The organism is Clostridium sp. YIM B02500, from assembly GCF_022324665.1.
GTDB lineage: Bacteria > Bacillota > Clostridia > Clostridiales > Clostridiaceae > Clostridium > Clostridium beijerinckii.
Window position 1 is genome coordinate 73,877 of record NZ_JAKGTE010000021.1, and the last position, 21,512, is coordinate 95,388.

Sequence of the window (21,512 nt, forward strand, 5' to 3'; positions counted from 1 at the left end):
AAATATTAATATCCTAATTGTTTTCCTACGATTATTACTTTTATCCTACCTTTAACAAATTGTCCTCTGATAATTGTAAAATCATTGCATATTCTATTAGGACTTTTACAATCCACACAATACCCTAATTTAGTACATGGAGTATCTTTACCTAATCTTTTTGCATCAATCGGAGCAGCATAATTTCTAACTCTTTTTTCTGCTTCTTCTATATCTTTAACAATTTTATTTGTTCCAGTTACTAAAATAACCTGCTTGGGGCCATAAATCATTGGTGCAACTCTACTTCCATTACCATCAATATTGTATAGTTCTCCACTTTCAGTCAAGGCATTCGTACTGCACATAAAAGTATCAGCAGAGAAGTTTTGCATATAAACACTTTTCTTTTCTTCGCTTGTAATACCTTCTCTATACTTATCTAAAAATATATAATTTCCATCACGAAGAAAGTCTATAACACCTGTTTCAAACAACGTCATAGAATCTCCAACCCCTACAACAGAATTTTCATCTATGAGTTGTTTTAAAAGTTCTTTTAATTCATTATCATCATTTACAAAGAAACCATCCATATTACGTTGCCTTAAATTTTTTATAGTTCTATTAATTTGTTCTTCTTTGTACCATGAAATATTAATATCCATATAATATATAGTCCTTTCTAAGTTAAATACAAAAAAGCCCTTCGTCCTAAAATATCCTTAGGACGAAAGGCTGACTTCCGCGTTACCACCTAAATTGATTAATTTAAACATACTAATTTTAAATTTCAAATACGTTTGATTTAACCCTCTTAATTATCTTTAAGGGAATAACCCCATAAATATACTACGCTTTAAGGCATATACCTTATGCTTTCTATTTATTACTCCAAAGCTTCCTTCAATAGTTTTAAATTCTAGGATTACACCCTCCCTAGATCTCTTATAATTAAACTTCTATTTACTCTTCTTTTTCATTGCACTTCTCTATGTTTATATTTTATATAGTATTTACAAAATACAAATCAATTATACATTTTGGAAATGCTAATGTAAAGATAATTTATCTTATTATAACAAAAAATGCAATTATCTTAACTTGCTACATTCATTTTACATTCCAGGCATTTGTGGCATATTTGTTAAATCCCAAGGTTAATTATCCGCTAATAGTGACATGTAATGTGTCATATTCATGATTGTTTCCTCCATATAATTTATCTAATTTTCGTAATCTATATTACAAAATTAATATGAAGATTTTATGAATATATCTAGAACAAATTTATAGAAATGTAGAATTCTAAATAGTCTCAGCATATAATATCTAAAGTAATTAATTAAAGTGATAAGATGAGATACATTTTAGATATTAAAGAGTGCGAATTTTTAGGAAAAGGCAAGGAAGGTGCTGTTTATTTAACGCCAGAAGGGTATGCCTTAAAGATATTTTATAATAAAAAGAAAGCTAAAAACGAAGCTGATCTGCTTGAAAAAGTTAATGGCAGCAGATTCTTTCCGAAAGTATTATTTATTGCTAACAACATGATTTTAAGAGATTATGTTGAAGGTGATAATCTAAGTTCTTATATAAAAAAGAATGGATTATCTTATAATCTATCTATCGAAATAATAAATCTTATAGAAGAGTTTAAAACTTTAAAATTTACAAGACTTGATATAAGAGATGCCCATATATTTGTTAACAAAAATGAGCAAATTCAAGTTATAGATCCAAGAAAGGTTTTTGTTAAAAAGACTCCTTATCCTAAGGAGATTATTAAAGTTTTAGTAAAGTTAAATGTTTTTGAAGATTTCTTAAAACATGTTTTAAGTTATAAACCTAAACTTATTAAATACTGGATTGATGGATATAATTACTTTAGATATACATCTAAAAAAGTGATACGCATTGATATGTTTGCTTCTTAAATTTTAATTTAAATAATCTTCCTTATAGCTGCATTAAGTATATTATAACTCTAAATTTATTCGTTTTATAATATACTTAATTTTAGGCTTAAGTTAAATTCTTAGCTTTTTTTCTTTTAATGTATAGTACAATCACTATTCCTAATACCATTCCAATAATACTTATCAATTGTGCAATTCTTATATTACCAAGCATTAAGCTGTCTGTTCTTAATCCTTCTATAAATACCCTTCCTAAAGAATATAGCGTTATATAGCTTGCTACTACAACACCATCCTCATTATTTTTCCTTTTATATAGAATTAATAGCAAAATCAAACAAACCACAACGTTCCAAATTGATTCATATAAAAATGTTGGATTGTAATAACTGCCTTCAATATACATGCCTTTCTGTATAAAGCTTGGAAAATGGCTTATAAATGAATGTGAAACTTCTCCACCATGCGCCTCTCCATTCATAAAATTTCCCCATCTCCCAATTGCTTGGGCCAAAATAATTGATGGTGCTGCTAGATCTAAGTATTTTAGCATATTTAATTTCTTTATCTTAAAGAATACATATGTAGCAATAAATCCACCAATTAAACCTCCATGAATAGCTAATCCGCCTTTTCTAATGTTAAAAATATCTATCAAATTGTTTTTATAATTTTCAAATTCAAATATTACATAATATGCTCTTGCACCAATAATTGCAGTAGGAAAGGCAATAAAAAAGCAATCTAATATTATGTCAAAGTCTATTCCTTTCTTTTTACAATTATAGTTTGCTAATATTATAGCTAATATTACTCCAAGAGCTATTAATATACCATACCACCTAATTTCATATGTTCCAATTTGAAATGCTACCGGATTCATAAAACACCGCCTCTTCCTATAAACTTATGTATTTTCTAAAAATCTGCTTCATAGAAGTTTACCTTAAATCATCAATTAATATTAATAACTGAAATAATTTCGTAAAGAATAAATTATATTGATTAGAACTTATATATTATAGCATTTATTTTAAAATACAAATGTAAAATTTATGTTACGATAAAATTAATGCATACCTACCAGCTTTTAAAGGCGTCAGGTATGCATTCTTTATATTTTTAAATACAGACTTTATTTTCAAATATTTCTTTTCTTGCTAGACTTCAATCTTTGCTATTGAAGTTTTCACTGATACACCATCAATACGGTCAAGCTGCTCTGTAAAATCATTTATTGTTTCTTCTGATTCCCCTGTAAGAGCTATAGATATAACTGATAACTCATCAGCAAAAGGTATCCCCATCCTTCCTTTTATGCTTCCTCTAAATGATGCTACTACATCATTAAATTCATCTTGCACTTCCTTTGGATGCTCTAATATTGCACTCACTACTCCTATTTTAGACATTTTCATTCCTCCATTGATTTTATGTAAAAAAACAAGATCTTCCTTTTTATGAAGATCTTCTTTTCATCAATGTATAGTTTATCTTTTTTTTTTTAACTTATTCATTATTCATATTATTTTATTCCAACTTATTTTTAATTAATGTATTGCCATCTCTAGAAATGATTCCTTTAGAATATGATTGAACCAATTCCCCTTTATATTTTATGTTTTTATTACTTGTTAATTCTAATACACTATTATCTGATTTACTATTAATATAAACTTTACCTGAATAATCGATTAGTATATCATTTTTATCAACAGGTTTCGCAAGTTTTAATTGATTCCATTTCCTCTGACTATCAGATAACACGCTGTAATATATATTTTTAATTTTGTTGTCTGCTACTTCGCCAAAATATACATTATCATTAACATCAGCTCCTAATATTTTTGCACTTTTAACATTAGGTATTGATACATTTCCTTTTGTATTTAATATAGTTATACTGTTATTTTCCTCCATTATCGCATTAGTGCTAGTTGTTGGTACTACAACATTTCCTATAACTTTTTCACTTTTAACCTTCTTCAACTGATTCATTACGTTTGCGTAATACAAATCACATTTTCCACTACTCTTCTTCACTTCTATATATAAACTATGAGTTAATGTTGAAAATACAACATTATTAATTTCATCCTTTGTACTCTCAATCTTAATTCTAACCTTTTTTAAATCAAAGTCTGCAAGATCCCTTGCTTCTCCTTTTTTAGCATCAAAAGATATAGGCTCAAAATAGTACGCACCTTTTTCCTTTATCTTTTGGATTATTATCATATTATCTTCACTATTAAGCCATCTATAGAATACAATTTCTGATCCACTATCTGTATCACATACTTTTTCCTTATCATCATTGCTATCTAATGTTTTAAGCTTACTGTCTTCTATATATGATACATATCTTGCATCTGAAGATACTTTAATTTCACTTACTCCCTTTTTTATATTAATCTCTGTTTTCTTATCAGCCACATTATCCTCATCTTTAACTTCTTCAGCTTTTATATTAAGATCAGATGCCAAATATACTTTATCAAAATATAAAAATATGCATTGCTGTAATATTAGAGCAAGCGCACACCATGCTAATCTTCTTTTAATATTTCTCATCACTTATCCTCCTTTTACTGTTCCACATAAAATGCTGTAGCAACGGTTCTTTCACCATCCCAAGCATTAGGAGAATTTATAACATTTCCTTTATAATACATAGTTGAAGAATATCCTCCATCAAGAGCACCTGCATTAACAGCACCTCTTTCCATCATTATCTCTTGAACATCATATAAACTCGCTCCTGGTGACGTTATCTTTCTGCCATCTATAACTAATAGAATTATAGTTCCATCTTGTTTCTGACCAACCGCAGTTCTAGGATTAAGCCCATCTTCCATTTTATTTTTTACTTGTCTAATCCCATTAATTACAATATTAGGTCTTCTAAAACACATAGCTTCCTGTACATTCATCTTTTTTAAGTCAGCCAAACTATGATCCCCAACTACTAGTTCTCCACTTTTTGTAAATGCAATTACATTTTCAACTTTTTTCTCATCTGCACCAGACTTTGGATAAATAACATTTCCGCCTGATATTACAAATCCACCAGGTTCAGATCCAGTACCTGCATAAGCAGTTCCATCAGTTGATTTATCAATAAATGACCCACCATTAATAGCTGCAACGGCATTATTATCTTCCGCCATCTGACTTGTCTTTTCACCCATTTTACCTAAAAACTTAGTCATTGCAACTTTCATTTTTAATGGATTTTTCACTTCTAACACATATCCATCAAATCTCTGAGTATGTATATCGTATCGATTTATTTCATTTCCAACTTTATATTTAACATTTATTTTTTTCATATCTTGAAAAACTTCTTGACTATCACTCTCTTCATCTATTCCAAGAAGTTTATTTAATGCTGACTGTGGAATTATATCATTTATTAAATATGCATGCCTTGTTGCTAGGACTGTTGATATAAATGTTTTTCTCGTATTATCATATGGTCCAAAGAACAATACCAATGGTGTTGTTATAGCTAAAAAGATAAACATATCCAATAATCCCTTTAAAAGTACTCTCGAATTAGATTTTCTTTTCTTTCTTTTGTGCGTTTTTTTTCTTGGCTTATGGTTTGTTTGTTTATCCATATATTCCTCCGAAATCTATATTTATTTAATATTTTCATTATCTCCTATTATATAGGAAATAATCCTCTGAGAGGTTACAAAAAAATTAAGAATTCCATATTTATACAATTCACTTTTTCATAAATATTTCCTTTTTAGAATAGACAGGGAGAATTCTAAAAATAGACTTCATCTTCTATTTTAAAATCCTCCCCAATTCTAAACTAAATTTTTAAGCCATATTCTTTGCTTATATCTCCTAAACCCAAGTATAAATTTGTATACTTCTTCAAATGTAACCATTGCATATACGAAATATATCTGAAGTTCAAGTAACATTCCACCTAAATAGGCAAACGGTATGCCAACTAACCAAACTCCAGTAATATCTAGCATTAATGCAGCTTTAGTGTCGCCACCACTTCTAAGTATACCAACAATATTTACCCAATTAAATATCTTAAATGGCAAATAGCACGAAAAAACTATTAGGCATCTGCTAATATCTACTGCTACACTTTCAGTTACATTAAATAGCATAATTATTGGACTTCTAATAAACAAGCATGTTGCAGACATTATTAAAGCAAAAATAAACTGTAGTATTATAAAATACTTTGCATGACTTTCTGCATCATCCAATTTATTAGCACCTAATTCATTTCCCAATATAACCGCAGTTGCTGCACTTATCCCCTGAAATACAACTGTCATTATTTGTTCAACTGTTTGGGTTATTGTGATTGCTGCAACAGCTCCATCTCCCATTCTTCCATATACTAAAGAATACATTGTTACTCCTAATCCCCACATAAATTCATTAATTATAACTGGAGATACAGTTGAAGCATATAATCTTGTAAAATTCTTATTAAAAGATATAAGTTCTTTAAATTTTGCGGCTGCGGGTCCTTTTTCATAATATACTATAGCTAAAATACATGTGCATTCAATTGTTCTAGCTATTATAGTTGCAATAGCTTCTCCTTGTACCCCAAGAGCTGGTACACCAAAATGTCCAAATATTAAAGTATAATTTAGCATTACTTTAATACAAATAGAAAACACTGTTATGACAACAGGGGCTTTTACCTGATTTACCCCTCTTAAAAGTGCTACATAAACATTTGTAACTGCAGTTAAAGGATAACTAATGGCAGCTATAGCTAAATACGATGCACCTATTTTTATCGTATTTTCATTTGGTGTAAAAATACTCATAACTATTTGGGGGCATATTAAACTCGGTATTACAAAAATAATTGATCCAACTAAGCCAATAATCAGAGACATACCTAATACTCTTCTTATATTTTTTATATCATTTTTGCCAAAATATTGGGCTGTTAAAATCGAAGACCCACTAACGACACCAAATAATAGTAATGTAAAAACAAAAAATACTTTATTTGCAAGGCCAACTGCTGCAATTGAACTCTGACCTAAACTTCCAATCATTACAGTATCCACAAGATTCAAGCTTGTGTTTAACAGAGCTTGTAATGTTATAGGTACTGTAATAGATATAGCTTTGTGTATAAATTTCTTATCTTCCAAAATGTTTTTTAAAGTCTCAGTTATTATCATATTTAGTACCTCATTATCTGCGCTTTCTTAATATCAAATTCTATTTTACTTTAGTTTACTCAGCTGCGTCTACCATATATTTAATATTTTTTAAGATTTTGTGGGTATACACAATGAAATATAATTTAATGATCTTGGTTGCGCTTAATAAGTTCCAAATTGTGCTTCGCACTCTTTTCATATGTGCGTGCTTTTTTCTAAGGTGTGTACTTTTTTATCAGTTGTTCTTATTATACATAAATGACATTTTTTATTGCTCTCTTTTTTATAAGGTAAGTGCTTTTTCTAATTTTAAATGATCTTGGTTGCGCTTCGCGCTTTTTTCTAAGGTGTATATCTTTTATATTTTTAATCTGGTATAATGATGTAATGTTTAAATTAATTATATATGTGTCATAATATATACAAAACCTTGAAAAATAACTTATTTTGTGTTATTTTTCAAATGAGATTGTCATTCACATATATTAATAAACATTAAATCATGAAAGAGGTGCTTAACCATAAATACAAATTATAAAACTCAAGAAAATAAATATACTGAAAAAGGTAATCTTACTGAAATTACTGTCTTAAAAAAAGATGGAAGTGAACTAGTTTGCAAGATAGACACTTTCGACGCTAAAAAAGTTAAAGAAGCTGGAATTTGGTTTGCTGAATGGCATAAGGATTTCAATAATTATCTTGTTCAAACTTTAGAGACTGCTAAAGTTAATGGAAAAACAGTTTCCACTAAAAAATCAATTCAATCTGTTATTTTAGATGTTAATCCAAAGACTCCAATAAAACACTTAAACGGAAATACTTTAGATAACAGAAAAGAAAATTTAGAATTATATAATAGAAGTTTAAAAAATGATTGTACTAAAATCGATCACGATACAATGGGTATAATTTTAAGAGATAAATTTGGAAATCATAAGGATACTGCTTTAATTTCAATGGAAGATGTAAATAAAGTAGTAAAAGACGGTTACAACTGGGTTCTTTACAAAAAGGGTACTGAAACTATGGTTGTTGCAAATACTTCTGAAGGTAGAATTCGTTTAGACAGGTTAATTATGGACCCAGACGAAACAATGAAAGTACATCATATAAATTTAAATCCTTTAGATAATAGAAGAAAAAATTTAGAAAATCAACCTATTTAATTAATTTATTTTATTAGTTCTTTTTCTAGAATTTAAAGATTATTGTAATTAAACAAAATAATAAAGCATACATTAAATGTGTGCTTTATTATTTTATTATTTCTCTCATATGTATAACTAGAATTTAATTTTCATATAGCTAATTAACATTTTTTTCAAAAAATAGTATTTTTATTTATGTTAATTGGGTGTAAACTATTAAGTGAGAGAATTTTTGTATGACTAATATGAGGTGATTAATTTGACTAACTTTAAAATACTTTTTGATGATATAACAAAAATCAAATTTGATGCTATTGTAAATGCTGCGAATGCATCTCTACTGGGCGGTGGAGGAGTTGACGGTGCTATTCACAAGGCTTGCGGAGAAAAACTATTAGATGAGTGTAGACAGTTAAATGGCTGTTTGACTGGTAGATCAAAATTAACAAGATCTTATAACTTGAGTGACCACGGTGTGCATTGGGTAATACATACTGTAGGGCCCATTTACCGAAATAACGGCTCAGAGGAAAAATACCTAAGAAATGCTTATCGTTCTGTTTTTGAAATAGCTGCTAATTACTCGGAATTTTATTCAAAGCAGTGTAATGAGATTCTAAATAAAAATCTTTATCGCTTTAATACTGATAAACAAAGAGACTTTATACTAAAAGAACTTGATGATTATATTAATGATCATCCCATTAAAACTATTGCTTTACCATCTATAAGCACAGGCGCCTATTCCTATCCATTAGATGAAGCCTGCAATATAGCATTAGATGAGATTTTATCATTTATAAATAACTCTCCAGATACCTTTGATGAAATTGCAATGGTTTGCTTAGATGAGAAAACATATAATATGTACAAATCTTTGTATGAAGAAAGATTACAAAAGTAAAAGAGAAGATAAACTATTATCTTCTCTTTTACTTTGCTTATTAAGCAGAATTATCATTAATTATTCAGTTAAAATATGTGTATATTATTCTATCTTATAATATTATGCAAAATATCTATCTAATAATCCTTTGAATGCTTTTCCATGTCTAGCTTCATCTTTACACATTTCATGAACTGTATCATGAATTGCATCTAAGTTTAATTTCTTAGCAAGTGTTGCTAAATCTTTTTTACCTTGACATGCACCATGTTCTGCATCAACTCTAGCTTGTAAGTTAGCTTTTGTATCTGCTACTACTACTTCACCAAGTAATTCAGCAAATTTAGCAGCATGTTCTGCTTCTTCAAATGCTATTCTCTTATAAGCTTCTGCAACTTCTGGATATCCTTCTCTATCAGCTTGTCTTGACATAGCTAAATACATTCCAACTTCTGTACATTCTCCAACAAAGTTTGCTTGTAATCCATCAATTACTTCTTTATCAACACCTTTAGCAACTCCGATTACATGCTCATCAGCAAAAGCTAGATCTCCGCTTTGTTCAACAAATTTTTCTGCTCCTACTCCACACACTGGACATTTTTCTGGAGCTGTTTCTCCTTCATAAATATAACCACACACTGTACAAACGAATTTTTTCATAATCTCTTCCTCCTAAAATTTTAATTTATTTATTTTTTATTTATATCATTTAATTTTATCTTTTGTTTTCTTGTTTTCTACATTTGTTATTATATAATAATAATTATCCGTTGTAAAGACTTTTTTTATAAATATTTCAAATTTTCCTGAAATACTTATTATTTACTGCTTAACTCCTATCGCTCCTGTTTTGGCCACGATAACATTATACTGGATTCTATAATAAAAAATTCCTACAAATTAAAATTAAATTCATATTTTACAGAAATGCATAATATGTCCAATATACAGTCATACAAATGTTAATATTATCTGAAAATTTTATTATGTATATATGAACTTTATTGTTTATATGCTTAAATTTACTGTATAATTGATTTATATTGAATTTTATAAGGAGTGTTTTTTATTGTTTGGATATGTTACTCCATTAAAAGCAGAAATGAAAGTAAAAGATTTTGCTAGATTTAAATGCTATTATTGTGGATTATGTTGCCATATAAAAAAAGAATTTGGTAATATACCGAGGATGTCTTTAAATTATGATATGACTTTTTTAGGTTTACTATTAGATGCATTAAATCCAGAAGAGCTAGAAATTTCTCATCACAGATGTTCTCTTCACCCTACTGAAAAAAAAATTGTAATAGCTAATAACAAGGCGTTATCTTATGCCTCTGCTATGAATATATCCCTGTTTTATTATAAACTGTTAGATGATGCTCATGATGATAAAAATTACAAAAGTAAATTTTTATCACTTCTTTTATCCCCTTATAAAAGAAAATTTCCTAGTTCAATCATTAGAATTAATAACAACATAATGGAATCTTTAAATAAGCTTTCCACTTTAGAAGATAGTAAATCATTTAATTCTATAGATGAAATATGTGATCCTTTTAGCGATTTAGTTGGCGGAATTTTACGTGACTATCCTTATAAATTAATCGATGACGGATTGGATTTAAGGAATACTTTATATAGATTAGGATATTCAATAGGAAAATGGATTTATCTAATAGATGCCTTAGATGATTTGAAATCTGATATGGAAAATAAAAAGTTTAATCCAATAAATTTCTTGTATAACAAAAATTCTTTAACATACGATAAATTTATGGAATTCATAAAGCCTAAGATAGAATTTACAATTTTAAATTGTGGATATAGTTGTAAAGAAAACTTAGAAAAATTAAACCTAAAAAGAAATGAGGATATATTATATAATATAATTGAATTAGGTTTAATGGATAAATATATGAACATAATTAAAAATCCAGAAAATACAAATGAAACTAAAAGGAGAGATTTATAATGAATCCATATGAAATATTAGGTGTAAAGCCAGGTGCAAGCCAAGATGAAATAAAAAGTGCTTATAGAAAACTTATTAAGCAATACCATCCTGACCAATATGGTGATAATCCATTAAAAAATTTAGCACAAGAGAAAATGATCGAAATTAATGAGGCTTATGAGGCATTAACAAAAAATCCTGGAAGTAACAGTTATAATTCCAATAGTACATCTAGTTATAACAATTCATCAGGTAACTCGTATGATTTTCAAGAAATAAGAAGACTTATTCAATCTGGAAATTATGCAGCAGCTGAAAGTCGTTTAAATTCTATAAATAATAAATCTGCTGAATGGCATTATTTATATGGTGCAATAATGCTTAACAAAGGATGGTTTGATTCAGCACTTGATCATATGACTACAGCTGTTAATATGGATCCAAATAATTTTGAATATAGGCAGGGCTTGAACTCATTAAGGCAAAGAGGTAATAATTACTCTAATCCTTATTATAGAACTACAAATACTAGTAATGCTGACATGTGTAATTGTTGCATAAATCTTTGGTGTCTCGATTCTTTATGTGAATGTGCTGGCGGCGATTTAATTAGTTGCTGCTAATATGAATATGCTTATGCTGAATACTTTTATTTTATAATATATATGTTCTAAATATTATAATTCATTCTTTATAAAATTAACTGACTGCCACTACATTAACTTATACTTTAAAGTAAACTTCTATGAATTAAACTTTTTAGAACATATATATAAGTTGCATTTATTTAGTGAGGTGAATATCTTATGAAGGCAAAATATATAGCTGAAAACGGAATAACTATAGCATTAACATTAATTGTACTTTATGCTGCTTCTATACTTCCAGTAAGCACTTTAACAATATTGACAATAGCTTCTTGCTTAATTCCTATCTCAATAATAAGAACTTCAATAAAAAATACTATATTAGTTTATGTAGCCTCAAGTATTCTTAGTTTATTTTTGATTCCAACCAATATTGCCGTCTATTATATATCATTCTTTGGGATTTATGGAATAGTAAAATATTTTTCAGAAAAACTTAGAAATATTCCACTGGAATTATTTTTTAAATTAATCGCTTTTAATGCATCACTTCTAGTAATTTATTTTATTTTTACTAATCTTTTAGTCGATTTTAACATTGATTATCCTTTATATATGATATGGATTGCTGGGCAAATTGTACTTTTAGTTTATGATTACGCATTGACTATTATCATAAGTTTCTATTTGAAGCGAATACATAATAACATATAGACAAATTAAGAGTATAAGAAATAAATCATATTTATTTCTTATACTCTTAATACATATTTATATATACTTTTTAATATACTCAGTCTAACTAATATCATTTCAATTACTTTCATGATTAATTGATTTCCGCTATTTCATAATCGCTTGGACTTTTTTATTACTGCTCATATATTTCTATATTTTATAATCAAATTATTTAGAAATTCTACTGTTCTTATAGGTGCTTTTCCTATTGACGTTTCCCCTGCCAAAAGAAATCCAGTAGCTCCGATTTTTATGAAATTATATATGCTCTCTACCTCTGAAATCGATGGCATTTTTCCATTTTTCATGCTATTAAGGATATGCGTAGCTATAATTATCTCCTTATCTTTATCTCCTAGAACTTCTTTTATTATTCTTTCTTCATAAATAGGAGTATCTTCTATAGATGTTTCTGGAATCAAATCACCTCTGCCTATAACAATTCCATCTGCTTCACCTAAAATGCTTTTTATATTATTAACTCCATTTAATGTTTCTATTTTAGCCCAAATTTTAGGCTTAAATTGATTTGATTTTCTGTTATTTAGAAATAATTTAACATCATCAATATCTTTCTTTTCCTCAACGAACGATTGGCATATTATATCTACTTTATTGTTAACTCCCCAAACTATTGCGTCCTTATCATTTTCATTTAGTGGCAACTCTTTTCTTTCAAGATTCTTTATATTACAACCCTTCCATTTTCTAATAACTCCTCCCCGAATTGTAGTTGCCTTTATTAGTCCATCAACTTTATCTACGATATCAAAAGTCATCGTATTGTCCTTTATTCCTATTTGTTTATAATCTTTTTCATTCAAAATTTTATTTTTTATATTTAATGGGATAACTTTAATTTTATTTTTACTATTTTTTACTACTTCACTATATTTGTCTTCTCCACAAAAATAAATTACTTCTCCATTATAAACTTTGAAAATATATTGGAATTTACCAGATACTCTTACCTTAGTTCCTGAAAGATCTAGCATTACTTGGATATCACTCTTTATATCTTTAGCCATTTTTAAAAATCCTAAAAATTCTTCTGCGCTTCCGTGTATAAAGTTAAATCGTAAAGCATTTACTCCACTCTCTATTATCCCTTTAAGTACTGCTCTATCTTTTACATTAGGGCCTACCGTTCCTATTATATACATAAACTAATCTCCCAAATTATCACTACTTTTTATTCATATTATAGAATCTTCGTAATTATCACTTATTGGCTAACTGAAAAGTTCTAAAAAATAACTAAAAGAATAAATTTAATAGTATATAACGTATTTCTAGGAGGTATACTTTTGAAAAAATTAACTTTTGCTTTCACAATTTTATTTCTCTGTTTCACCTTGAGCAGCTGTGCTCTTCAAAGTCCTAAATACATAAACTTTTCAGTAAAACCAAGTAATCATTATTATATTGATGAAATTAAAGCTAAAATTTTAAATAATCAAAACTTCACTCTTTATGTATTTGATACTAATCTATATAAGGAAATAGAGGTTCCAAGTGAAGAAAATTCAATAATTGAAGATTTTGTTTCAGCTCTAACAACTGTTAATTATTCTGACGAATCAGTTGATACAAAAGAACCTTTCAGAATAAAAATACTTTTTGAAGATAATAGTCAGTATCTATTTAGGATTTTTAATGATTCAACTATATCAGTTTCACCTTGGGATGGGAATTATAAGGAAGATATTATATCAATTAAAGATTTACCGCTAAGATACAATCCATTCGATTTTTGTAATCATATAGCTAATAAACCTTTATCAAAATAGATATTTTTATAAAAAGATCAGGGTACAATTGTTTTAATTTATATACACATAAGTTAGAAAATGTGAATATTAACTTAAGTTATAAATATCCGCCACTAAGTTTTATTTTAGTATACTTGTATAAGTATCTTATGATATGATTATATTATTAAAATTTGCATAACATATTTTTATATTATTCCAAGTTAATCTACAATAAATTAGATAATTTTATTACTATAAACCTTAAATTAAATTGGAGGTTAAATTATATGCTTAAAGTGGACTTTCACGTTCATACATCTTCTTCAGATGGAACATTATCCCCTAAGGAAGTGGTTAAAAGGGCTCATGATAACAATGTTAAGTACTTAGCTATAACTGATCATGATACCTTAAGTGGTTTAGATAAAGCTATTGAAGAAAGCTTAAAATATGATATCACGCTAATTCCTGGAATTGAATTATCAACTCAACACAATAATGAAAGTGTACATCTTTTGGGATTCTTTAGAGATAATAACTTTAAAAATGATGATCTTATTAGAGAATTAACTAATATTAAGGATCATAGAATAATGAGAGCTAAACTTATGGTTGATAAGCTTAAAGATGAATTTGACATAGAAGTTAGTTTTGAAAAAATTCTAAAAGAAGCTAATGATACTATTGCAAGGCCTCATATTGCTAGAGAAATAGTTAATTGTGGATATCCTTATAACCTAGAGGAAATTTTCAATAAATTTATTGGGAAAGGTTGTAAGGCATATGTCCCAACCTTAAAACTTTCTACTAGCGACGGATTGAAATTACTAAAAAGATATAATGCTCTTGTATTCTTAGCTCACCCTAAATTAATAAATGATTCTAATATTGATGAATTATTGCTAATGAATTTTGATGGGATTGAATCAATTTATTTTCAAAATACACAAGATGAAACTTCCAGATTCCTATCTTTAGCAGATGAACACAATTTGTTAGTTTCTTGTGGTTCCGATTTTCACGGTGATTTAGAATCAGATGATCGTCATGGGGACATTGGCTGTATGCAATTTCCTAGTAACTATCTATCGAAATTTCTATCCGCTTTAGATCTACCACTATTATAATATTAGGTGATTAAATTAACTGTCAATAAAAAAAGATATTATCAGTCCTTAGACTTGATAATATCTTTTTTCTTAATTTATTGAGATTAAGCCTCTATTAAAAAAGCTTTATATCCATTCATTGTTTCAAATATATCAACTTTACTTGCAACTTCCCAAGGTGCATGCATATTGTGAAGTGCAACTCCACAATCTATTACTTCCATATTGTATTGAGCTAATATATATGCAATTGTTCCACCGCCACCAGCATCAACTTTTCCAAGCTCTGCAGTTTGAATTGAAACATTATGCTTTTCCATTATATTTCTAAGCTCTGCCATATACTCAGCACTAGCATCATTAGAACCTGATTTTCCTCTAGCTCCAGTATATTTGTTAAATACCATTCCTTTTCCAAAGAATGCAGAATTCTTCTTTTCCATTACTGATGGGTAATTAGGATCAAAAGCTGCACTAACATCGGATGATAGCATCTTTGAATTAGTAAGACATCTTCTTAATTTAAGATCAGAATATCCCTCAATTCTATCAATGATTTCTGCAACTATATTTTCAAAAAATCTTGAGTGCATTCCAGTTGCTCCGATACTACCTACTTCTTCTTTGTCAACCAATAGACAGCAGCAAGTTTTATCAGGCTCTTTTATTTCAAACATAGCCATTAGTGAAGTATATGAACATACTCTATCATCATGCCCATAAGCCATAACCATACTTCTATCTAAACCATAATCTCTAGCCTTTCCAGCTGGTACAATCTCAATTTCAGCAGATAAAAAGTCTTCTTCTTCAAAATCATATTTTTCTTTTAATAACTTTAATATATTTCCCTTAACAGCATCTTTTTTGCTTCCCTTTAAAGGCATACTTCCAACTAATACATTAAGATCTTCACCTTCTACTACTTTGTCAGCTTTTTTGCCCATTTGATCTCCTGCTAAGTGAATTAAAAGATCAGATACTCCAACAACAGGATCATTATCATCTTCACCTATGCAAATATCTATTACAGTACCATCTTTCTTTGCTACCACTCCGTGTAATGCTAGTGGCAATGTAACCCATTGGTATTTTTTAATTCCACCGTAATAATGCGTATCAAGTAATGCTAACTCACTATCTTCATAAAGTGGATTTTGCTTTAAATCTAATCTTGGCGAATCAATGTGAGCTCCTAATATCTTTAGCCCCTTTTCTATAGATTCACTTCCTACAATAAACAACGCAACAGCTTTTCCTTTGTTATTTGCAAAAACCTTGTCGCCTGGTTTTAATTGTTTATTATTTTTTATAATTTCCTCTATATCTTCATAGCCTTCAGCTTTAGCTAATCTAAGTACTTCCTTAACACATTCTCTTTCAGTTTTACATTTAGACATAAAATTCTTATATCCTTCACAAAACTCGAATATGCTTTGAACTTCTTTCTCATCATATTTATTCCATGCATTTTTGCTTAAATCTTTTTTTTCATTTTCCATAGTCAATCCTCCTTTTGATGATAAATATATATCTCATCTTCTAAGCATTTCAAATCATTTACTTAGACTTGAGTTATGTAAAAATAGTTACATACTATATTAATCATTAAGCTCATTCATTCTATTTTCTATTACATCAACTGGTGTAATTTTAGACATTAATGCGTGTCTATAATTTACTGCTGCCGCTTCTATAATAACCGCGATATTTCTACCTGGTCTAATAGGAACCGTTAATTTCTTCACGTTAATTCCTAGTATATTCATATATTCATTATCTATTCCTAGCCTATCATAATCATTGTCATCTTTCCAATGTTCAAAATGCATAACTAGCCTTATCTCTTTCTCTTGAACTACTGAACTTAATCCATATAAGGTTGTAACATCAATTATCCCAAGGCCTCTAACCTCTAACATTCCAACAGTTATTTTAGGTGATCTTCCTATTAGCTGTCCATCTATGTCTTTTATATCAACTGCATCATCTGTGACAAGTCTATGTCCCCTTTTTATCAACTCTAATGCAGTTTCACTCTTTCCTATTCCACTCTCTCCAGTAATCAATATTCCTATACCAGATACATCTACCAAAACTCCATGCAATCTTGTTTCTGGCGCAAGCTTATCAGCTAGATATATTGTAGTTTTGCTTATAAATTGTGTAGTAACTAAATTACTTCTAACAAACCATATATTGTGCTTTTTCGCTTCCTTTATAAACTCTGGATGTGGCTCCAATCCTCTAGTTATGATTAAGCAATTTATGTCAAAGCTAAAATATTTTTTAACTCTTTTTTTCCTTAATTCAATTTGCATATAATCTAAGAAGCTCCATTCTGCTTTACCTATAACCTGGATTCTCTCTGGAGCAAAATAATTATAAAAGCCTGCAAGCTGTAGCCCCGGTCTATTTATATCATTTACTGAAATTTCAACATCTTCTTTTCCTTCTACAAGCACTTCTAAGTTTAAATCATCAATTAACTTTTTAACTAAAACACCCAATTATCATCATCCCTTTTTCTTATTGTTAAGTTCTATACCTTCTAATTGCGCTCTAAAATTTTTCTTAACATTATCTATATATCTTTTTCTTAATCTACTTTGCAAATCCTTCTCTTCATTACTTAATTCTCTTTCTTGACTAGTCTTATATAATGAATTGATTTTCTCTATAACTTCTTCTATTTTAGCATTTTCAATGTCCATCATATTTTCATCCTTTCTATCCGTATATCAATAATTTTACCATTTAAAATAATATAATCAACCCGAATTTTTTCGACACCATTTATTCTTCTTCGTAATCGTTTGTCGAACACTTTGCCTGTAAAATATATACAATTATGTTCTATGCAGGTATGAATCTACTAGAAAAACAAATTATTAACCGTTTTATTAAACATTTCTGCAAATTATTGTCATTAATTGTATTATGAAATATTTTTACAAATTTTCTTTTCTTGTTTATAATAATCATATAACAAAAACCAAGTCTGATAAAAAGAGGTGTTAGTATGAAAACTTGGGTAATTTTTAAACTAAAATGTAATATTGTACTTAGGAAAAACCTGCTTAACTTATTATTATTGTTTTTTTCACCAAGTAAAACATTTATAGTTGATTTATCTCAAAATTTGGACAAGTACATTGTCTTATATCAAAAAGAATTGATTTCAATATATTATAAGCAACATAACTCTAAATCTGTAAAAAACATAGCTGCTTAAAATATAGCAATAAATAAAATATAAAAATAGCTACTTTATAAGAACTAGAATATTTAATTATAACTTTAGTTTTATGTTAATATAACTGAATACCAAACTAGATATAGGTTTGGTATTTTCTTTTTAGTTTATATTTTATTGTACATAAAAAAACACCTCTAATAGAGGTGTTGAATTCAATCATAGCTCCCAACATGCCGTTCACCTATATATTCAAGTCCTGCGCCTCGCAGGTGGGTTAAACTCAATTCATTCCTGTCTTCTACTGACACAATACTGTGCTTTTAATGAAGCCTGACATTTATGAATATGTTGTAAATCCCGATAATGTCATGTAGGTTGAATATCATAAGCTTTACGTACATCTCAGGAAATCTATGATTTAATTATAACATAAGGAAATATATTTTCAATAGTATTTTAATACCAGTTTTACTCATAGTAATCGTTTAAAATATCTTCCATTTCTACATCTGTTAACTCTTCAGAAAATGCTGCTATAAACTTGAAATATCCACTATTCCCATTTTCCATTCCGAATTCTTTATATTTAGATTCTAGTTCAAACTCATCTGATATTTCTTCCATTATTGATTCTACATTATCTACGGCAATATCTCTTAAGTAAGGAATGTAATATTCGTTATACCATTCATCACTTTCGGGTTCAAAATCACTTTCTTCAGTTGAGTATGCTTTTGCAGCGCTTAATTCTTCTTTGTCAAAGTCATAATAAAATTTTATTATCACATAATTGCTTTTGTGTTTTATTTCTTCAACCTCTGCTAAATCATTGTCTTCCAAAAAATCAATTATTTCTGAACTCTTCATTAAATTTCACTCCTATTTAATACAATAATTTCTTATATTCTTTCTTTATTTCCTCAAATTCCTTATCATCTTCCACAAGGTTTAATTCTTCATTGCCTTCTTCATTAATATCTATTCTAAATGCAAACATATCATCACACTTTTCATCTACTGGTGATAGTAACAAATATCCTTGTTCCTCTAAATATATCTTTGCAATAGCTTCAAAATCAACTTTATTTCCATTTTCATCTTTAAACGACATTATTTCTTTTTCTTCCAAAATGTTCACCTCATTGTATTCTAATTTGAAATTGTTTTTCTTAAGATTCTTAGTCAAATAACATTTAACATACTTCTCAATTTTACAACTTTAAATTTATTCTATCCTTATTATATGATATTTAGTATTTTTGTCTATATCTTTTTTATTATTTTCTATAACTTTCCATATAATTTTAAAAAACAAAGCTGAATGCATCTAAATATAATGCACTCAGCTTTAAATATGAACAGCTCTATTATATTCTATAAATTATAAGTACTAATTATCCTTATCTCTGTAAAGCTCTTTGAGTCTTGAATTCTCCAAAAACATTATAAATGTTTTTCTTTCTTGCTTTTGCCATAGCTTTAACTATTGCATATGCTATTATGCTATCTGCTGAATGATGCAATATTGCACCAACAACTGTAATGATCAATGCAGGATAAACCGCAACCGAAAATCCTATAAATGGTATTGTAACTAAAGCCTCTAAGATTCCATGGATTGGAGCTGTTATTGCTATTGCCTTAACATAGCTTTTATTTTTCATAATTATCATTGCTCCAACATATCCTACAACTATATGAGTTGCTGCCCTTGCCACTACTGGTGCTGGTGTTCCAGCTATTAAAAACCCAATTGTAGAACCTATTCCAACTACAGCTGCCACAAAAGGCGATATCAACATTGATAACATCATAGGTACATGAGCCGCTAATGTTGCAGTAAAGTATGGTGGAATAACTATTCTTAAAAATCCAAACTGAATAGGAATTATTATTGCTAATGCTGTAAGTAATCCGGCATACACCATTTGTTTTATTTTATTATTCATTATATTTTCTCCTCCTCTTGCATCACATGTATATACACTAGTATATAGCATGTCTAATTATAAGTAAATGCATTTAACAAAATATATTTGTATTTATATATCAAACTTAGGCTAACTTATGTAACACTATCATAATATTGAATTTATTTCATTTAACTCTTATAATTGTAATTATGTTAAATTTAATATTCAGTGATCTTTACTCATATTATCTTTAAAAATTTTATATTTATACAAGGAGATTTACTATGGAAAAAATATATGTTCTCGGCACTGGTTCAGCAATGGTTACAAAATGCTATAATACCTGTTTTACTTTCTCTAATGAAGATGAACACTTCCTTATTGATGCAGGTGGTGGCAATACAATACTATCAAATCTAGAAAAGTTAAATATACCAATTAATAAAATACATAATATGTTCATATCTCATAATCATAATGATCATATACTAGGAAGTATTTGGGTCATTCGTGCTGTAGCACAAAGTATAATAAATGATAAATACTCCGAAAATTTCAATATCTATTGCCACAAAACTTCAATAGATGCTATAAAATCAATTTCTTCATTTGTACTTCAAAATAAATTTTTAAAATTATTTGATACTAGAATATTCTTTAATGAAATTGAAGATAACTATACAACGACTATATTAAATAGACAAACTACTTTCTTTGATATAAAAAGCACGAAAGATCTTCAGCATGGATTTACAACAACATTAAAAAACGGTAAATCTTTAACATTTTTAGGTGACGAACCTTATAGAGAAACTGTAAAGAAGCATTGTGAAAATGTAGATTATTTATTCCACGAAGCATTTTGCCTTTATTCTCAAAAAGAAATATTTAAACCATATGAAAAGCATCATGCTACTGTAAAAGATGCTTGTAAAAATGCGCAAGATCTAAATGTTAAAAATGTTATTTTATATCATACAGAAGATAAAAATCTAAAGAATAGAAAAGATTTGTACATAAATGAAGGTGAAGAGGAATTCAGCGGAAAGATATACATGCCTGATGATTTAGATATAATAGAATTATAATATTTTATAATTTAGCTTTAGTATAAATTTCTCATAAATAAAAAGGCTGTTTCATGCACTT

The 21,512-nt window shown here is 28.2% G+C and carries 24 protein-coding genes and 1 other RNA gene; 10 read left to right on the forward strand and 15 right to left on the reverse strand.

The window, feature by feature from the left end:
* Nucleotides 1-5 precede the first annotated feature (5 nt).
* Nucleotides 6-647 (reverse strand): lactate utilization protein, encoded by a 642-nt coding sequence (locus L1S46_RS16940; protein WP_236895087.1) that lies wholly within the window; start codon nucleotides 645-647, stop codon nucleotides 6-8.
* A gap of 690 nt (nucleotides 648-1,337) precedes the next feature.
* Here L1S46_RS16940 and L1S46_RS16945 point away from each other — a divergent pair.
* Nucleotides 1,338-1,916, forward strand: coding sequence for a serine/threonine protein kinase (locus tag L1S46_RS16945; RefSeq protein ID WP_077830452.1), 579 nt, complete (start codon nucleotides 1,338-1,340; stop codon nucleotides 1,914-1,916).
* Nucleotides 1,917-2,004: 88 nt separating this feature from the next.
* On the opposite strand, the gene lgt is transcribed toward L1S46_RS16945, so the two are convergent.
* The 5 genes from lgt to L1S46_RS16970 all read right to left on the reverse strand — a co-directional run bounded on the left by lgt (nucleotide 2,005) and on the right by L1S46_RS16970 (nucleotide 7,084).
* Nucleotides 2,005-2,781 (reverse strand): prolipoprotein diacylglyceryl transferase, encoded by a 777-nt coding sequence (gene lgt, locus L1S46_RS16950; RefSeq protein WP_077830451.1) that lies wholly within the window; start codon nucleotides 2,779-2,781, stop codon nucleotides 2,005-2,007.
* 277 nt (nucleotides 2,782-3,058) lie between these two features.
* A complete protein-coding gene (locus L1S46_RS16955; RefSeq protein ID WP_011968754.1) occupies nucleotides 3,059-3,310 on the reverse strand; it encodes a TM1266 family iron-only hydrogenase system putative regulator in 252 nt (83 codons plus the stop codon).
* A gap of 118 nt (nucleotides 3,311-3,428) precedes the next feature.
* Nucleotides 3,429-4,469: a hypothetical protein gene (locus tag L1S46_RS16960; protein ID WP_238900490.1), complete on the reverse strand. Its 1,041-nt coding sequence runs from the start codon at nucleotides 4,467-4,469 to the stop codon at nucleotides 3,429-3,431.
* A gap of 14 nt (nucleotides 4,470-4,483) precedes the next feature.
* Nucleotides 4,484-5,518 (reverse strand): phosphodiester glycosidase family protein, encoded by a 1,035-nt coding sequence (locus tag L1S46_RS16965; protein ID WP_011968752.1) that lies wholly within the window; start codon nucleotides 5,516-5,518, stop codon nucleotides 4,484-4,486.
* A 198-nt stretch (nucleotides 5,519-5,716) separates the two neighbouring features.
* Entirely contained in the window at nucleotides 5,717-7,084 is a 1,368-nt protein-coding gene (locus L1S46_RS16970; protein WP_077305580.1) for an MATE family efflux transporter, read from the reverse strand.
* 503 nt (nucleotides 7,085-7,587) lie between these two features.
* Between L1S46_RS16970 and L1S46_RS16975 the strand changes: the two genes are divergently transcribed.
* Both L1S46_RS16975 and L1S46_RS16980 read left to right on the forward strand, forming a co-directional pair.
* Nucleotides 7,588-8,235, forward strand: coding sequence for a hypothetical protein (locus L1S46_RS16975; protein WP_065415872.1), 648 nt, complete (start codon nucleotides 7,588-7,590; stop codon nucleotides 8,233-8,235).
* Between the two features lie 241 nt (nucleotides 8,236-8,476).
* The gene (locus L1S46_RS16980) at nucleotides 8,477-9,121 is read left to right on the forward strand and encodes a macro domain-containing protein (protein WP_023974219.1); all 645 of its coding nucleotides are present in this window, start codon (nucleotides 8,477-8,479) and stop codon (nucleotides 9,119-9,121) included.
* Between the two features lie 102 nt (nucleotides 9,122-9,223).
* Here the strand turns inward: L1S46_RS16980 and L1S46_RS16985 are convergent, their stop codons facing one another.
* Nucleotides 9,224-9,766 (reverse strand): NADH peroxidase, encoded by a 543-nt coding sequence (locus L1S46_RS16985; protein WP_011968748.1) that lies wholly within the window; start codon nucleotides 9,764-9,766, stop codon nucleotides 9,224-9,226.
* Between the two features lie 409 nt (nucleotides 9,767-10,175).
* Between L1S46_RS16985 and L1S46_RS16990 the strand changes: the two genes are divergently transcribed.
* The 3 genes from L1S46_RS16990 (at nucleotide 10,176) to L1S46_RS17000 (ending at nucleotide 12,364) form a co-directional block, all read left to right on the forward strand.
* Entirely contained in the window at nucleotides 10,176-11,081 is a 906-nt protein-coding gene (locus L1S46_RS16990; RefSeq protein WP_077831079.1) for a DUF5685 family protein, read from the forward strand.
* Nucleotides 11,081-11,686: a J domain-containing protein gene (locus tag L1S46_RS16995; protein WP_077305572.1), complete on the forward strand. Its 606-nt coding sequence runs from the start codon at nucleotides 11,081-11,083 to the stop codon at nucleotides 11,684-11,686. Before L1S46_RS16990 ends, L1S46_RS16995 begins: the two co-directional genes overlap by 1 nt.
* A 183-nt stretch (nucleotides 11,687-11,869) precedes the next feature.
* Nucleotides 11,870-12,364 carry a hypothetical protein gene (locus tag L1S46_RS17000; protein WP_011968745.1) on the forward strand — a complete coding sequence of 165 codons (495 nt, stop codon included), beginning with the start codon at nucleotides 11,870-11,872 and terminating at the stop codon, nucleotides 12,362-12,364.
* Between the two features lie 164 nt (nucleotides 12,365-12,528).
* Here the strand turns inward: L1S46_RS17000 and L1S46_RS17005 are convergent, their stop codons facing one another.
* Nucleotides 12,529-13,551, reverse strand: a complete 1,023-nt coding sequence (locus L1S46_RS17005) for a pyruvate kinase (protein ID WP_077831080.1) — start codon at nucleotides 13,549-13,551, stop codon at nucleotides 12,529-12,531.
* A gap of 144 nt (nucleotides 13,552-13,695) precedes the next feature.
* Here L1S46_RS17005 and L1S46_RS17010 point away from each other — a divergent pair, with 144 nt between their 5' ends.
* Nucleotides 13,696-14,178, forward strand: coding sequence for a DUF4883 family protein (locus L1S46_RS17010; protein WP_077831081.1), 483 nt, complete (start codon nucleotides 13,696-13,698; stop codon nucleotides 14,176-14,178).
* A gap of 251 nt (nucleotides 14,179-14,429) precedes the next feature.
* Nucleotides 14,430-15,269 carry a PHP domain-containing protein gene (locus L1S46_RS17015; RefSeq protein ID WP_077305569.1) on the forward strand — a complete coding sequence of 280 codons (840 nt, stop codon included), beginning with the start codon at nucleotides 14,430-14,432 and terminating at the stop codon, nucleotides 15,267-15,269.
* An 86-nt stretch (nucleotides 15,270-15,355) separates the two neighbouring features.
* Here the strand turns inward: L1S46_RS17015 and L1S46_RS17020 are convergent, their stop codons facing one another.
* From L1S46_RS17020 to L1S46_RS17030, 3 genes are all read right to left on the reverse strand, one after another.
* On the reverse strand, nucleotides 15,356-16,753 hold the full coding sequence (locus tag L1S46_RS17020; RefSeq protein ID WP_023974225.1) for an aminopeptidase: 1,398 nt from the start codon (nucleotides 16,751-16,753) through the stop codon (nucleotides 15,356-15,358).
* 99 nt (nucleotides 16,754-16,852) lie between these two features.
* Nucleotides 16,853-17,761, reverse strand: a complete 909-nt coding sequence (gene hprK, locus L1S46_RS17025; RefSeq protein ID WP_011968740.1) for an HPr(Ser) kinase/phosphatase — start codon at nucleotides 17,759-17,761, stop codon at nucleotides 16,853-16,855.
* A gap of 6 nt (nucleotides 17,762-17,767) precedes the next feature.
* Nucleotides 17,768-17,965 (reverse strand): DUF896 domain-containing protein, encoded by a 198-nt coding sequence (locus L1S46_RS17030; RefSeq protein WP_078115016.1) that lies wholly within the window; start codon nucleotides 17,963-17,965, stop codon nucleotides 17,768-17,770.
* A 308-nt stretch (nucleotides 17,966-18,273) separates the two neighbouring features.
* Between L1S46_RS17030 and L1S46_RS17035 the strand changes: the two genes are divergently transcribed.
* The gene (locus L1S46_RS17035; protein WP_017211484.1) at nucleotides 18,274-18,486 is read left to right on the forward strand and encodes a hypothetical protein; all 213 of its coding nucleotides are present in this window, start codon (nucleotides 18,274-18,276) and stop codon (nucleotides 18,484-18,486) included.
* Nucleotides 18,487-18,668: 182 nt separating this feature from the next.
* On the opposite strand, the gene ssrS is transcribed toward L1S46_RS17035, so the two are convergent.
* From ssrS to L1S46_RS17055, 4 genes are all read right to left on the reverse strand, one after another.
* Nucleotides 18,669-18,862, reverse strand: a non-coding RNA gene (gene ssrS / locus L1S46_RS17040) — 6S RNA.
* A 56-nt stretch (nucleotides 18,863-18,918) separates the two neighbouring features.
* Nucleotides 18,919-19,317, reverse strand: a complete 399-nt coding sequence (locus tag L1S46_RS17045; protein ID WP_238858537.1) for a hypothetical protein — start codon at nucleotides 19,315-19,317, stop codon at nucleotides 18,919-18,921.
* A 16-nt stretch (nucleotides 19,318-19,333) separates the two neighbouring features.
* Complete coding sequence (locus L1S46_RS17050) at nucleotides 19,334-19,579, reverse strand: DUF1292 domain-containing protein (RefSeq protein ID WP_011968737.1); 246 nt, start codon at nucleotides 19,577-19,579, stop codon at nucleotides 19,334-19,336.
* 271 nt (nucleotides 19,580-19,850) lie between these two features.
* Nucleotides 19,851-20,399, reverse strand: coding sequence for a hypothetical protein (locus tag L1S46_RS17055; protein WP_023974228.1), 549 nt, complete (start codon nucleotides 20,397-20,399; stop codon nucleotides 19,851-19,853).
* A gap of 248 nt (nucleotides 20,400-20,647) precedes the next feature.
* Between L1S46_RS17055 and L1S46_RS17060 the strand changes: the two genes are divergently transcribed.
* The gene (locus L1S46_RS17060) at nucleotides 20,648-21,451 is read left to right on the forward strand and encodes an MBL fold metallo-hydrolase (protein WP_238900491.1); all 804 of its coding nucleotides are present in this window, start codon (nucleotides 20,648-20,650) and stop codon (nucleotides 21,449-21,451) included.
* The last annotated feature ends 61 nt before the right edge of the window (nucleotides 21,452-21,512 follow it).